The following is a 14,856-nucleotide window of genomic DNA, read 5'->3' on the forward strand; positions in this document are numbered from 1 at the left end:
TCAGGGGCAGGCGGCGACGGGTTTAAGCCAGGCGGCCCAGGGACCGTCCGTCGGCGGCGTCAGCTCGGTTTCCGCGGCCGATAGACAGGCCGAGCCGCCACCCGCCCAGATCACGCGCGTCGGTGCGTCCAGCGGTCGTTCCATCGTTACCGGGCCGCCGGCGACGGCATAGACCAGCCCCACCCCCCGTCCATCCGCCAGAGCCCAGGTCGTGGGTCCAGGCGCGACCAGCTCCGCGTCGGGCCGCATCGCCGCGCGGGCCCCGGCGGGAAAGGAGGCGTCAACCGCGCGGCTCAGGTCAGGAAACGCGTCCTCTCCGCCCAGCACGGCCATATCGGCGCGGCGGTCTCGGTATTCGCGAAAGGCGCGGTACCGCATAGCGGGAGATGAGCGCCACAGGTCTCGGCGCACCTGGGCGGCATCGGCGCCGTTCGTCAGATCCTCCGGGTGGGCGATGGCGTCGGCCTGTTCGCGCGGCGCCCTGTTCAGACCGCCCTCGACCGCGAACAAAGCGCCGTCGGGACGGTAGGTCCAGTGATGAAAACCGACGCCGTCCACACGCCGCGCCCGCGCGGGATCATCGAGGATGGCGTCCATCTCCGCCTTGGGAACTTCCAGCACGACGCGGACGTCCGCGCCCGTCTCGTTTTCCCACTCGCCGATGACATCCAGCCAGAACTGCACAAAGGGCAGCGGCCCGGTGTATTCGGGATCCAGGCCGATGACGACATTGCCCTGCCCCTTCAGCACGTCCAGCGTGTGGCGGATGTAGCGGCGGTGCAGGTCGCGCCGCACCGGATCGGACACGTCCCAGAAGGTCTCGGCCGCCGGAACTTCGTTTGGCATGCCCGTGGCCTGAATGGCGTTCACCGGCCGCCAGGGGAAGTCGACATAGTGCGAGCGGCTCTCGAGCAGCCAGTGCTGCAGGTACATGCGGTGATACAGCACCACGCCGCGCTGCTCGGCCCGTTCGGCGAAACCCCGCACCCGCTCGAAGAACCAGGGATTGAACCGCGTCAGGTCGTATTTGCTGAGGCCGTCCCAGGCCCGCCCCTGTCCGCTGCGCGCCCAGGGCAGCTCAATAAAGGGCGCCCACACCTCTCCGTCCTTCTGGTCGGGCGAGCCGTAGAAGTCGTGATCGACGCGGCGGCGGTCGTACCAGAGGCCGTAGTTGTGTTGGACCACATCGCCAGTGCTCAGAGTGGCGGCGAAGGCGTCCAGCTCGTCGGTCAGACCGACCCCCTCCAGCCCCGGCGCGAAGCGGGTGATGAAGGGGCCATAGCTCTCGGCCAGAGCGGTCGGCATCTGCGCCTGGAAGAAGGAAAAGCCGGCGCGCCGTTTCCACGCCGGCTGTCCGTCGATGCGGAATTCGCCATCGGTCAGGGTCAGGGGATGGCGATCGTCGGCCGGTCGATGGCTGGCGCGATAGGCCTCGACCTCAGCTTCCGTCAGGACGCGCACGCCGGGCGCCGGCACGGGTAGGGCCGCGGGCTCGAGCGCCGCCAGCGCCGGGTCTCCAAGTCGTGCAACCAGTTGCGCCCGGTACAGGCTGGCGGGCGCCTGCGGTTGCGCGCGGTGGAAGTCGCGGCCCGGCTCGACCCGAGGATCCTCGACCACGCCCTCGCCCACGCGTTCGCCGCGACAGCCGATGGCGGCGTTCGCAGCATTCGGCGGGCTGCGGACCTCGACCACCGTGGCCTCGCAGTTCCACAGCACCGAATTCGCCGCCGCCCAACCGGCGCCCTGCGCATCGCGTCCCCGGTGCGTCAGCCTCAGCGGCCCGCCGCGGACCTTGACCCCGTCGAACAACGCGCCCGAGGCCCAGCTTTCCAGCGCCCCGCTGTCGCCCAGCGATTCTTCCGAGACGCAGTCGAGAAAGACGTTCGGCCCGGCCGCCGCGTGACCCAGCCCGAAGTCGTGGATGCCGTTCTTGCTCTCACAGCGCACAAACAGCGTCTGCTGCCCCGCCGTATAGAAGACTCGCCGACGGTAGCCGCCGATCTCCGACACCGGGTCCGACGCCGAGACATCCTGCACGGTGATCCGGCGACTGGTCTCGCCCAGATCGACCACATAGCTGACGAACCCCTCGGCCGCGACATCGCGCACCCAGCTGTCCTCGACCCGGTCCATGGCGATGGCGAACCAGCTGTGATCCTCGTCCATCGGTCGCTGAGGGTCGTGGCGAGAGACCAGCTTGAGCCCTTCGATCCCCACTTCGCGCAGGCGCGGCGTCGATGCGCCCGCCTGCACCACTCCGCCGCCGTAGGCCGGGTCCAGATCGGTGGTGATCGGTGCGTCCAGGGTCACGCCCCCTGCATCCATCGCCGTCACGATCCGGTCCCAGGCGATGTCGCGCGAACCCGGCTTCCAGTTCAGCCGCCCCTCGGGGCGCCAGCCAACAAAGGCGTCCATGCCCAATCGCGAAATCCAGGCTTCGGTGCTGGGCCGGCGCACGACGACCCTGTCGCCGACAGCCAAGCCTTGTGTCGAGCCCAGCGGCATCCGCGTCGCACCGGCCGCGACCGGACTGTCCACCGCAAGACTGATCCCGGAGGCGCCGGCGTCGTCGGCGGGGCCATTCACCGCGATCAGGGCGCGACGATCCACACCCTCCGCCGCCAGCACTGTCCCACCTTCCGTGGTCCCCGCACCGCGCAGCACCACCCCGCCGGTGCTCAGCTTCAGCTGCCCCGCAATTTGATACTCGCCGGACAGCAGCTGCACCACGCCCCGGTGTCCCTGAGCGTCCGGCGGGCGCCTTCCGACCAGATCAAGCGCGGCCAGGATGCGTTCGCCGTCATCGCCCGGCGCAGGCGCCACGACGATGGTCGCCGGGGCCGCCGGCAGAACCACGCCTCCGCCGCGATAACCGGCATGCGAGAAGTCGATCGGAAGCGTGAGCCTCGCGTCGGGCGCCGCCGGCTCCGCCGTGGCGGCCGCCACAATCCAGGCGCTCGCCGCCGCGACACACAGCCCAAGCCCCCGGTTCATCGCCCCTCCTGCCGCTGCTCATAAATATTATTATAGCGCGAGAGAAGTCCAGCGTAGCCCAGCCGGGGCGATCCGCGTCTAGCTCAGATTGGCGGCGTCGAGAGACGCGATCGACTTCGCGCCGGTCAGGGTCATGGCGACGCGCATTTCCTTTTCGAAGATGTCGAGAAGGTTGGCCACACCGGTTTGGCCTTCCGCCGCCAGGGCATAGATGAAGGCGCGTCCCAGCATCACCGCGTCGGCGCCCAGCGCCAGCGCGCGCACCACGTCCAGCCCGTTGCGAACGCCGGAATCGAGCAGGATGCTCAGGTCGCCCTTGACCGCCTCGGCGATGGCCGGGAGCGCGCGCACCGACGACAGTACGCCATCCAGCTGGCGCCCGCCGTGGTTCGACACCACGATGCCGTCGGCGCCGAAGCTGGCCGCGTCTCGCGCGTCCTGGGGATCAAGGACGCCCTTGATGACCATGGGTCCATCCCAGAAGGCGCGGATCCACTCCAGATCCCTCCAGGAAATGGTGGGATCGAAGTTCATGCCCAACCAGCCGATGTAGTCCGCAAGCCCGGTCGCCTGCCCCCGATACCGGGAAACATTGCCGAGGTCGTGGGGACGGCCGAGCAGGCCGACGTCCAGTGCCCATGACGGGTGGGTCGCGGCCTGCCACAGCCGACGCAGGGCGGCGTTCCTTCCGCTCATGCCCGAATGGGCGTCGCGGTAGCGCGCGCCGGGCACGGGCATGTCGACAGTGAAGACCAGCGTCTTCACGCCGGCGGCCCTGGCGCGCTCCAGCGCGTCCTTCATGAAGCCCCGATCGCGCAGGACATAGAGCTGGAACCACATCGGTCGGTCGATGGCGCCCGCCACCTCGTCGATGGCGCAGACCGAGACGGTGGACAAGGTGAAGGGCACGCCTCTGGACGCGGCCGCCCTGGCCGCCTGCACCTCGCCGCGCCGGGCGTACATGCCGGTGAGGCCGACGGGCGCCAGGACGATCGGCAGCCGCAGGCTCTCGCCGAACAGCGTGGTCTCCAGGCTCAGATCGCTCATGTCCTGCAGCACGCGCTGGCGCAGGGCGATGCCCTGGAAGTCGTCGACGTTGCGGCGCAGCGTCTGCTCGGCGTACGCCCCGCCGTCGATGTAGTGGAACAGGAACGGCGGCAGCTTGCGCCGCGCCGCCTCGCGATAGTCGCCGGGCGAAGAGATGATCACCGACCCGCCTACTGGAAGTTGGCGAAGGCGCCGCCATCGACCAGCAGCGACGCGCCCGACATGTAGCCGGCCATGTCCGAGGCCAGAAAGGCGACCACAGAGGCGATGTCCTCCGGCCGGCCCAGGCGACCGAGCGGAATACGCCCTTCCATGTATTCGCGCTTCACCGGGTCGGCGAGATCGTCCTTGTTGATGTCGGTTGCGACCGTGCCCGGCAGCACCGAGTTGCAGCGGATGCCATGCCGACCCAGGGCCACGGCGCAGGACTGCATCAGGCTGTGAACGCCGGCCTTGGTCGGGGTGTAGTGGGTCTGCATCTCGCCCCCGACCAGGGCCGAGATCGAGCTGATGGCGACGATGGCGCCGCCCCTCCCCTCCGAGTCTTGGCCCTGCTTCACCATCTGGTTGGCCGCTGCCTGCACCATGAAGTAGGCGCCGTGCAGATTGACCTCCATGGTCCGGCGCAGCGTCTCGACCGGCAGGTCCAGGAATGCGTGGAACGGGCAAATGCCGGCGTTGGACACGAACACGTCCACACGACCGAACGCCTCGACCGCCAGCGCCACAAAGGCCGAGGCAGTCTCGGGCAGAGCTACGTCGCCATCGACCGCGATGGCGCGTCGGCCCAACGCCTCGATGTCGCGCACCACCTCGGCCGCCGCTTCCGGATCGCGAAAGGTGTTGATGGCGACGTCGGCGCCTTGCTTCGCCGCCTCGATGGCGGTCGCCCGGCCGATGCCCCGCGATGCGCCCGTGACCAGGACGACCTTGTTCTCAAGCAGCATGCGGGCTCCGGCGTTGACGGCGTTCAGGATTTCGACTGCCAGCCCAGATCGGTGCTGATGGCGTTGGCGGCCTCGGTGACGGTCTTGGTCAGTTCGGCCATGCGCGCATCCGACATATATTGGGCGGCGGAAGACACGCTGAGCGCGGCCACGATCCGGCCGTCCACCGAGCGGATCGGCGCGGCGACGCAGCGGATTTGATCCTCGTTTTCCTCGAGATCGAAAGCGTATCCCTTTTGCGCATAGCCGCGCATCCGCTCCAGCCAGACGGCGCGTGCGGCCGAATCGTACGGCTGGCCTTCGGGGGCGAAGAAGGCGATCCACTCCGGTTCGCTCTTGTCCAGGATCAGGGCCTTGCCCAGTCCCGTGGAGGCGATGGGATGACGTTCACCCAGGCGCGAACCGATGTTGATCCGGCGCCGGCCCGCCACCTTGTCCAGATAAAGCGCGTGGGCGCCATCCAGCACGCCGAGGTGGACCGTGTCCTCGGTCGCCGCCGACAGCTGTTCCAGCCATGGACGGGCGACGCGCGGCAGATGCATCTGCTGGGCGGCTGCATGTCCCAGTTCGAGCAGCTTAGGCCCCAGACTGTAGCCCTCGCGGGGACGAAACGACAGCAGGCGCCGATCCACCAGAGCCGAAGCCAGGCGATGAGTAGTGCTGCGCGTCAGTTCCAGCTTTTCCGACAGTTCCGCCAGCGGCAGCGAGCCATCGATCAGGGCGTCGATGACGTCCAGGCCGCGCAGCAGCGTCTGGCTGCCGGACGCCTTGGCCCCAGCATCCTCGAGCGACGTCTCGCCATGCGATGTCTTGATTGACGCTGCTTGTCCCATTTCGTAATCCTCATTCTCAGAATGTAGCAAAACGCGCAAGCGTGCTGACTTCGACGTCAGCAGTTTGACGCGTCGCACGGAGGAAAGCCAGTGAAATCCCGCATTATGGGAGCGTATTGCCGCCAACCGACGGTTGCTGGATGAGCCGACTTCCCAGGATCAAACATGTCCGGGCGTTTGTCGTGAAGAACGACGGCACGGGCGGCGGCGCCGACTACCATGACCAGGGCGATGGCCACTGGATCGACGACCACATCGCCACGCCCATGGCGAAGTATCCCGAGTACCGCCAGAGCCGCCGCAGCTTCGGCATCAATGTGCTGGGCACGCTGGTGGTCGAGATCGAGGCCGAAAACGGCGTCGTCGGCTTCGCGGTGACGACCGGCGGCGAGCCCGCCGCCTTTATAGTCGAGAAGCACTTGGCGCGCTTCCTGGAAGGCCGCGATCCGTCCGAGGTCGAGAAAATCTGGGACCAGATGTATTTCTCGACCCAGTACTATGGCCGCAAGGGGCTGGTGGTGAACGCCATCTCCGGGGTCGATCTGGCGCTATGGGACCTGCTCGGTCGTCTGCGCCAGGAGCCGGTGTTCGCCATGCTGGGCGGCGCGGTCCGCGACGAACTGACCTTTTACGCCACGGGCGCACGGCCGGACAAAGCCAAGGAACTCGGCTTCATCGGCGGCAAGATGCCCCTCCACCACGGCCCCGCCGAGGGGGAAGAGGGATTAGGCAAGAACCTCGCAGAGCTCGAGGCGATGCGGAACGCCTGCGGCGACGAATTCTGGCTGATGTTCGATTGCTGGATGGCGCTGGATCTGAACTACGCCATCCGCCTGGCCCACGAGGCGCACAAGCTGGGTCTGAAGTGGATCGAGGAGGCGCTGAGCCCGGACGACTACTGGGGCTATCAGGCGCTCAAGAAGAACGTCCCCAAGGGGATGCTGGTCACCACCGGCGAGCACGAGGCCACCCGCTGGGGCTTCCGCATGCTGCTGGAAATGGAGTGCTGCGACATCATCCAGCCCGACGTGGGCTGGTGCGGCGGCGTCACAGAACTGATCAAGATCTCCGCCATGGCCGACGCCAAGGGCGTGCTGATGATCCCCCACGGATCGTCGGTCTACAGCTACCACTTCGTGGTGACGCGCCATAACAGCCCGTTCGCGGAATTCCTGATGATGGCCCCCGGCGCCGACGAGGTCGTGCCGATGTTCCATCCCCAACTGATCGGCGAGCCCGTGCCCGTGAACGGCCGGCTGAAGGTTCCGGATGCGCCCGGCTTTGGTGTCGAGCTGAACCGCGACATCGCCCTGCATCGACCCTACGCACGCTAAGAAAAGGCCCCCTATGAAACTGCTGCGTCATGGCCTGAAGGGGCAGGAAAAGCCTGGAACCCTGGACGGGGAAGGCCGTCTGCGCGACCTCTCGGGCGTGGTCGCCGACATCACGCCGGACCAGCTTCACGGCGAAGGTCTCGCGGCGCTGAAGGCGATCGATCCGGCGACGCTTCCGCTTGTAGAGGGCGAGCCCCGTTATGGCGTGCCGGTCAACGGCAGCCGCAAATTCATCGCCATCGGCCTGAACTTCGCAGATCACGCCGCGGAATCGAACCTGCCTGAACCATCCGAGCCGGTGGTCTTCATGAAGGCGATCTCTTGCCTGCAGGGGCCGAACGACACGGTGGTGATTCCGCGCGGCTCGGAAAAGACCGACTGGGAGGTCGAACTGGGGATCGTCATCGGCAAACCGGCGTCCTACGTCGAACAGGCCGACGCGCTGGATCACGTCGCCGGCTATGTGCTGATCAACGACGTCTCCGAACGCGCCTTCCAGACCGAGCGCGGCGGCACCTGGGACAAGGGCAAGGGCTGCGATACCTTTGGGCCGGTCGGCCCCTGGATCGTCACGACCGACGAGGTCGGCGACGTCCAGACCCTGGACATGTGGCTGGACCTGAACGGCAGGCGCATGCAGACGGGCAACACCAAAACCATGATCTTTGGCGTGGCGGAGATCGTGGCCTACGTCAGCCAGTTCATGACGCTGGAGCCCGGCGATCTCATCACCACCGGCACCCCTCCGGGCGTCGGTCTGGGCCAGAAGCCGGAGCCCTTCTACCTGAAGGCCGGAGACGTGATGGAGCTGGGCATCGAAAAGCTGGGCTCGCAGCGGCAGACGGTCGTCGCCTGGTCTAGGGACGCGGCCGCATGACCGTCTACGCAGGACGTTTCGCGGGCCGTATGGCCATCGTCACCGGCGGCGCCTCGGGCCTGGGCAAATGCTCGGCCGAGCGCATCATCCAGGAGGGCGGCCAAGTCTCGCTCTGGGACCTGAACGCCGAGGCTCTGGCCAGCGCCGCCGCCGAGATCGGCGCCCGGCATTTTGTGGCGTTGGATGTGTCGGACGCCGATGCGGTCGCCCGCGCGGCCGCCGAAGCCAACGAGACGCTGGGGAAGATCGACATCCTGATCGCCTCCGCCGGCATCACGGGTGCGACCGTCCCGGTGCACGAGTTCCCGATCGACAGCTGGAAGCGGGTCGTGGACATCAACCTGAACGGCGTCTTCTACTGCAGTCGCGCCGTCGTCCCCTTCATGCTCGACAACGGCTACGGCCGGATCGTCAACGTGGCCTCGGTTGCCGGCAAGGAAGGCAATCCCAACGCCAGCGCCTATTCCGCCTCCAAGGCCGGCGTGATCGGCTTCACCAAATCGCTGGGCAAGGAACTGGCCGGCAAGGGCGTCATCGCCAACAGCCTGACCCCCGCCACCTTCGAAAGCCCGATCCTGGCCCAGATGCCGCAAAGCCAGGTCGACTACATGCGCTCCAAGATCCCGATGGGCCGCCTGGGCGAGGTCGACGAAAGCGCCGCCATGGTCTGTTTCATGGCCTCGGAAGAATGCAGCTTCACCACCGCCTCGACGTTCGACACGTCGGGCGGGCGGACCACCTACTAGGCGCCGCGGGTGGGCTCGGACCTTCGCATCGTTGATCCGCATGTCCACCTGTGGGACCTGTCGCGCGCCCGCTACGGCTGGTTGCAGGACGATCCCCTGCCTAACAATCCGGCAGGGGACATGTCGCCCATCGCCCGCCGAGACTATCTGCTGAAGGACTATCTGGCCGATGCCGCCGGCTGGGTCATCGACAAGATCGTGCATGTGGAGGCGGGCCAGCCAACCGGCCAACAGCTGGGCGAAACCGACTGGCTGCAGGCCACGGCTCAGGATTACGGCTATCCGCAGGGGATCGTCGCCGGGGCCGACCTGCTCGATCCCGATCTCGACGCCCTGCTGGAGGCGCATGCCGCCCGGCCCAATGTGCGCGGGGTACGCCAGATCGTCTGCTGGCACCAAGACCCGTTGAAGACCTACACCCCACGCGACCTGCTGCTCGATCCCGCCTGGATCGACGGCTTCGCCAAGTTGGCCGAGCACGGCCTGTCCTTCGACCTGCAGCTCTATCCGTCGCAGATGACGACCGCCGCCGGGATTGCCTCGGACCATCCCGGCGTTCCGATGATCGTAAATCACGCCGGCCTGCCGACCGACCGCGACGAAGCAGGCATGGAGCGTTGGCGCACAGGCCTGCGCCTGCTGGCCGCCCAGCCGCACGTTTCGATCAAGATTTCAGGCCTCGGCATCACCGACCGCGCCTGGACGCCTGACAGCATCCGTCCGATCGTGCTGGAATGCATCGATGTGTTTGGAACCGAGCGGGCGATGTTCGCCTCGGATTTCCCCGTCGAGCGTGTCCACGGGACGTTCGACGCCTTCTTTTCCGCCTTTGACGCGATCACGTCCGACTTCACGGACGACGAGCGCGACCGCCTGTTCGCCATGAACGCCGAGGCGATCTACCGAATCTGACAACCCCGCCTGAAGCCGCACCAAGACGGCTAGGGTCCCGAGGACACCAGGAGAGACATCATGGTCATCGAGACCGACGCCGCCCATACCCCCGGCGGTCTGGCCACGCCCGCGGCCGCCCTGCGCGGACCGCTGGCCTTCGCCATCGCCTGCTTCCTGATCTGGGGTCTGGCCTATGGGCTGCTGGACGTGCTGAACAAGCATTTCCAGGAGACGCTGAGCATCAGCCAGGCCGACAGCGCCTGGCTGCAGATCGCCTATTTCGGGGCCTATCTGCTGCTGTCCGTGCCGGCCGGCATGCTGCTGCACGCGCGGGGCTACAAGTTCGGCATCGTCACCGGCCTGGCGATCACCGCGATCGGCGCCCTGCTGTTCATCCCCGCCGCCGGCATGGGGCAGTTCGCGCCGTTCGTCGGCTCCATGTTCGTGCTGGCCGCCGGCCTGTGCGTGCTGGAGACCTCGGCCGACACCTACGTCAATGTGCTGGGCGATCCGGCCAGGGCGCCGCAGCGGCTGAACCTGGCCCAGTCGTTCAATGCACTCGGCGTCTTCTTCGGCCCGCTGATCGGCGGCGCGGTCTTCTTCAGCCCGACCACGACCGAGGCGCTGGGCGGCGCCACCCGCTCGATTCAGATCGTCTATGGGCTGATAGCGGTCGGCGTCGTGCTGTTCGCCTTGGCGGTTTGGCGTGCGCGCCTGCCGGAGACCGGCCTATCCGACCACGGCGGCGCAGTCGCAGGCGAGGCCCCTGCTCGTCCGCTGTCGAGGCAGCCCCACTTCGTCGCCGGCGTGATCACCCAGGCCCTCTACATCGGCGCCCAGGTCGGTATCGGCGCCTATTTCATCAACCTGGTGACGGAGAACTGGGACGGCCTGTCCTCGCAGCAGGGCGCCTTCATGCTGTCGCTGGCGGCCATCGGTTATCTGGTCGGCCGCTTCGCCGCGACGGCCCTGCTGCTGCGGGTCAGACCGCGAGCCCTGCTGACGACCTATGGCGTGATCAATGTGGTGCTGACGCTGATCGTGGCGGCGGGCATCGACAAGGTGTCGCCCATCGCCTTGATCGCGGTGTTCTTTTTCATGTCGACCATGTTCGCCACCATTTTCGCCCTGGGCACCACCGGCCTGGGCGCCGGAACCAAGAAGGCGTCGTCCCTGATGGTCATGGCGATCGGCGGCGGCGTGCTGCTGCCCTGGCCCATGGGCAAGATCGCCGACACCTACGGCGCCAATGTCGCGTTCCTGCTGCCGGCCGTCTGTTTCGCGGTGGTCGCCTGGTACGGCTGGAAGGGCGCGGGCCTCGGACTGAAGGGGGCGAAGTGATGCGTCTGCGCGCCGCCCTCCTCGCCTTCACCCTGGTGGCCGGCCCCACCGCCGCCTGCGCTCAGACGGTCGCACCGGCGGCCGGCGTCGCGCCGGCCGCGCCGATCGATCGGCAGGCTCTGGTCACGCGCCACAATGTGACGCTGACCGCCATCGACCGACACGCGCCGATCCAGCTGGGCAATGGCGACCTGGGCTTTACCGCCGACATCACCGGGCTTCAGACCTTTCCAGAGCAGTATTCGGAACTGGCCCCGCTGATGACCATGGCCCAGTGGGCCTGGCACAGCTTTCCGAACCCCGAGGGCTACACCGAGCAGGACGGACTGATAAACGTGCCCGTCCCCGGCCGGGGCGAACAGCCCTACGCCTGGATGAAGTCGTGGGACGTGGCGGAAACCAACCCCGCCTACACCTGGCTGCGCGCGAACCCGCATCGCTTCTCGCTCAGCCGCATCGGCCTGACGCTGGGCGACGGCGCGCCGCTGGAGTTCGCCAGGGTCGCCGACACGCGCCAGACGCTGGACCTGTGGACCGGAACCCTGACCAGCCGCTTCACCTATGACGGTCAGCCGGTCGAAGTCGTCACCCGCGTTCACCCGACGCTCGACATGGTGATGGTCGAGATCGCCTCGCCGCTGGTCGCCAGGGCGGGCCTCGGCGTCCGCGTGCGCTATCCAGGCGTGAGCCCGGCCATCAATCCGGACACGACGACGTTCGAAACTCAAGGCGCGCAAAGCCTTTCCATCCTGTCGCAGACTGCAGGGGAAACCCGCATCCGGCGCACGATTGACGCTACGACCTACGTCTCCGCCATCGCCGCAAACGGTCGTGTCGAGCAGGCGGGCGAAAACGACTTCCATGTCACCTCGACAGGCGGCGAGCGCCTGACGGTCAGCGTCCGGTTCGACCAGGCGAACAGCGACGCCGCGACGCCCGCCTTCGCTGACGGCGTCCAGGCGACCACGGCGCACTGGCGTGAGTTCTGGACCGGAGGCGGGGCGGTCGACTTCTCCGGCAGCACCGACCCGCGCGCGGCCGAGCTGGAACGTCGCGTGGTGCTGTCGCAGTACCTGTCGGCGGTGAACGGCTCCGGCGAGCTGCCGCCGCAGGAAGAGGGGCTGTTCTCCAACAGCTGGTACGGCAAGTTCCACCTGGAGATGCACCCTTGGCATTCCGGCTGGCTGGCCATGTGGGGCCGGCCCAAGCTGCTGGAGCGCAGCCTTCCCTGGTACCTCGGCAATCTCGACAACGCCCGCGCCGAGGCGACCCGCCATGGCGTCAAGGGCGCTTGGTGGCCCAAGATGGCGGGGCCGGAGGGTCGCAACAGCCCCAGCCTGGTTTCGCCCTTCATCATGTGGCAGCAGCCGCACCCGATCCTGCTGGCCGAACTGGTCTGGCGCGCCGAAAAGGACGCGGCGGTGCTGGACCGCTACGGCGAGCTCGTAGAGTCCACCGCCGACCTTCTGGCCTCCTGGCCGCTGCCGGACGGCGACCGCCTGAACCTGGGGACGCCGCTGATCCCGGCGCAGGAAAACTACGACCCGCTGACCACCATCAACCCGACCTTCGAGGTCGAGTATTTCCGATGGGCCCTGGAGACCGCCCAGCAGTGGCGCGAGCGCAAGGGAGAGGCTCGTCGCGCCGACTGGGACCAGGCGCTGGCGAAGATCGCTCCGGCGCCGATGAAGGACGGTCTCTACCTGCCGGTCGAAAGCGTGCCCGACTTCTGGGAGACGGCCATGTCGGACGCCTGCCGCAAGCACGCGGCGGCCGCTCAGTGCAAGAACCGCGACCACCCCTCGTTCCTGATGGCCTATGGCTTCATCCCCGGCCGACGGATCGACCCCGCCGCCATGCGCCGCACCTTTGAGGCGGTCGAGGCGAACTGGGACGTGCGCCAGACCTGGGGCTGGGACTTCCCGATGATGGCGATGACGGCGGCGCGGCTCGGCGAACCGGACAAGGCCGTCGACTGGCTGTTCGCCGACCTGAAGAACAACCAGTGGGGACCGACCGGCATGACGCCGCGCGTCCACCTGGACGAGCACGCCGATGAGCTGGTGCCGGTCTCGGCCGGCGCCGGCGGGGTGGAGATGGCGGTCAATCCCGACGGGCCGGGCTATCGCCGGGCGGCGGAGACCTACTTCCCCTCCAACGGCTCGCTGCTGATGGCCGTGGGTCTGATGGCCGGCGGCTGGGACGGCTCGGTCGGCCACGCCCCCGGATTTCCCAAGCAAGGCTGGACCGTGCGGGTCGAAGGCCTGACGCCCGCGCCTTGAACAAGAACAAAGAGGAACGCCCAATGACGACCTCCCGCCGCACCGCGCTCAAGGCCCTGCTGGCCGCCCCGGCCGTTGGAGCCCTGGCCTCCAACGGAGCCGCCGCGCAAGCGGCCGGCCCCGCTCCCGCTCCCGCGCCGGCCCCCGGCGAGACGCCGCAGTGGCCGGCGCTGAACACCGCTCCACCGTCGACGGAGGACACGCCGCACCAGCCGCCGCAGTGGTCCGGCCCCGTGCCCACTGAGTGGATCGACGCCAAGACCAACCACCGCATCCGCCGCATCTCGCCGGACGGCGGCGGGGGCAAGCCGTACTTCTACAAGAACATGTTCCTGCCCGCCAAAGCCGGCGCGCCCGACCTGATGGTCATCTCGACTCCGCAGGGCATATCGACGGTGGACCTGCGGACATGGGCGCTCAGCATTCTTGTCCCGGATCCGCACGCCGACCTGATGTTCACCGGCCGCAAGGGCCGCAACGTCTACTATTCGGTGACGGCCCCGGGCGACGCCCAGCTGATGGACCGCGCAAAGACGTTGTACGTCATCGATGTCGACACAAGGCAGACGCGCCAGATCGCCCAGATTCCGAACGGCGCCGTCAACTCGGTCAACAGCGACGAGACCCTGCTGCTGGGCTTCGTCGCCTATGGATCGGAGCCGCTCCAGCCGAATCTCGGCGACCCGCGCAACCGCCGTTTCGACCAGGCCGAGTACGCCGCCAACGGCCCGGACGGAAAGCCGCTGAACTTCGCCCGCGCCAAGGGCGTGCGCATGCTCCAGCGCTGGGCCGCTCGCTATCCGATGGAGATCTTCGTCATCGACTTGGCCAGCGGCGAACGCCGCGTGATCCACAAGACCAACGAATGGATCGGCCACACCCAGTTCTCGCCGACCGATCCCGACCGCATCATCTTCTGCCACGAGGGTCCCTGGCACCGTGTGGACCGGATGTGGACCCTGAAGGCGGACGGTTCAGACCTGCGCAAGACCCACCAGCGCACGATGAACTCCGAGATCTTCGGGCATGAATGGTTCAGCCCGGACGGCAAGCAGGTCCACTACGACCTGCAGACCCCGCGCGGTCAGGTGTTCTGGGTCGCATCGATCGATCTGGAGACCGGAAAGCGCGTCTACCGACGGCTCGAACAGAACGACTGGTCGGTCCATTTCAACGTGTCGCCGGACGGTCAGTTGTTCGCCGGCGACGGGGGCGACGAGGACATGGTCGCCCATGCCCGTGACGGCAAATGGCTGGTCCTGCTGCGGCCCGAACCGGTGGTCGACGCCGATCCCTCCAGCGATCAGGAAGACCTGATCGACCCGCTCTACATGCGGTCCGAGCGCATCGTGGACATGTCCAACCACGACTATCGGCTGGAACCCAATCTGACCTTCACGCCCGACGGCAAGTGGATCGTCTTTGTGTCAAACATGCACGGCGCCAACCACGTCTACGCCGTGGAGGTCGCAAGGGCCGCCTGATCGAAAAGGGCGAGCTGAATCTCCGAATTCTCGCCCCGTTGCAAAAAGCGAGAAGCTGTTGCAAGAAGTGGAACGCG

General features: G+C 67.5%; 11 protein-coding genes. 7 read left to right on the top strand and 4 right to left on the bottom strand.

Features of this window, described 5'->3' with window-relative positions:
* The 4 genes from KY493_RS06975 to KY493_RS06990 form a co-directional block, all read right to left on the bottom strand.
* A complete protein-coding gene (locus KY493_RS06975; protein WP_219898218.1) occupies positions 1-2,994 on the bottom strand; it encodes a DUF6298 domain-containing protein in 2,994 nt (997 codons plus the stop codon).
* A 78-nt stretch (positions 2,995-3,072) separates the two neighbouring features.
* A complete protein-coding gene (gene lldD / locus KY493_RS06980; protein WP_219898219.1) occupies positions 3,073-4,203 on the bottom strand; it encodes an FMN-dependent L-lactate dehydrogenase LldD in 1,131 nt (376 codons plus the stop codon).
* A gap of 8 nt (positions 4,204-4,211) precedes the next feature.
* The gene (locus tag KY493_RS06985; RefSeq protein ID WP_219898220.1) at positions 4,212-4,988 is read right to left on the bottom strand and encodes an SDR family NAD(P)-dependent oxidoreductase; all 777 of its coding nucleotides are present in this window, start codon (positions 4,986-4,988) and stop codon (positions 4,212-4,214) included.
* Between the two features lie 23 nt (positions 4,989-5,011).
* Positions 5,012-5,821, bottom strand: a complete 810-nt coding sequence (locus KY493_RS06990; RefSeq protein WP_255568095.1) for an IclR family transcriptional regulator — start codon at positions 5,819-5,821, stop codon at positions 5,012-5,014.
* A 140-nt stretch (positions 5,822-5,961) separates the two neighbouring features.
* Between KY493_RS06990 and rhmD the strand changes: the two genes are divergently transcribed.
* From rhmD to KY493_RS07025, 7 genes are read left to right on the top strand one after another with little or no spacing between them, the layout of a single operon-like run.
* Positions 5,962-7,155, top strand: coding sequence for an L-rhamnonate dehydratase (gene rhmD, locus KY493_RS06995; RefSeq protein ID WP_219898221.1), 1,194 nt, complete (start codon positions 5,962-5,964; stop codon positions 7,153-7,155).
* Between the two features lie 13 nt (positions 7,156-7,168).
* Complete coding sequence (locus KY493_RS07000) at positions 7,169-8,032, top strand: fumarylacetoacetate hydrolase family protein (RefSeq protein ID WP_219898222.1); 864 nt, start codon at positions 7,169-7,171, stop codon at positions 8,030-8,032.
* Positions 8,029-8,778, top strand: coding sequence for an SDR family NAD(P)-dependent oxidoreductase (locus KY493_RS07005; protein ID WP_219898223.1), 750 nt, complete (start codon positions 8,029-8,031; stop codon positions 8,776-8,778). The genes KY493_RS07000 and KY493_RS07005 overlap by 4 nt, the downstream gene beginning before the upstream one ends.
* Before the next feature lie 9 nt (positions 8,779-8,787).
* Positions 8,788-9,690 carry an amidohydrolase gene (locus KY493_RS07010; RefSeq protein ID WP_219898224.1) on the top strand — a complete coding sequence of 301 codons (903 nt, stop codon included), beginning with the start codon at positions 8,788-8,790 and terminating at the stop codon, positions 9,688-9,690.
* A gap of 60 nt (positions 9,691-9,750) precedes the next feature.
* Entirely contained in the window at positions 9,751-11,013 is a 1,263-nt protein-coding gene (locus tag KY493_RS07015) for a sugar MFS transporter (protein WP_219898225.1), read from the top strand.
* Positions 11,013-13,295, top strand: a complete 2,283-nt coding sequence (locus tag KY493_RS07020; protein ID WP_255568096.1) for a hypothetical protein — start codon at positions 11,013-11,015, stop codon at positions 13,293-13,295. Before KY493_RS07015 ends, KY493_RS07020 begins: the two co-directional genes overlap by 1 nt.
* A 23-nt stretch (positions 13,296-13,318) precedes the next feature.
* On the top strand, positions 13,319-14,779 hold the full coding sequence (locus tag KY493_RS07025) for an oligogalacturonate lyase family protein (RefSeq protein WP_219898226.1): 1,461 nt from the start codon (positions 13,319-13,321) through the stop codon (positions 14,777-14,779).
* Positions 14,780-14,856 lie beyond the last annotated feature (77 nt).

Origin of the sequence: Brevundimonas sp. PAMC22021, assembly GCF_019443405.1 — a bacterium.
Classification (GTDB): domain Bacteria; phylum Pseudomonadota; class Alphaproteobacteria; order Caulobacterales; family Caulobacteraceae; genus Brevundimonas.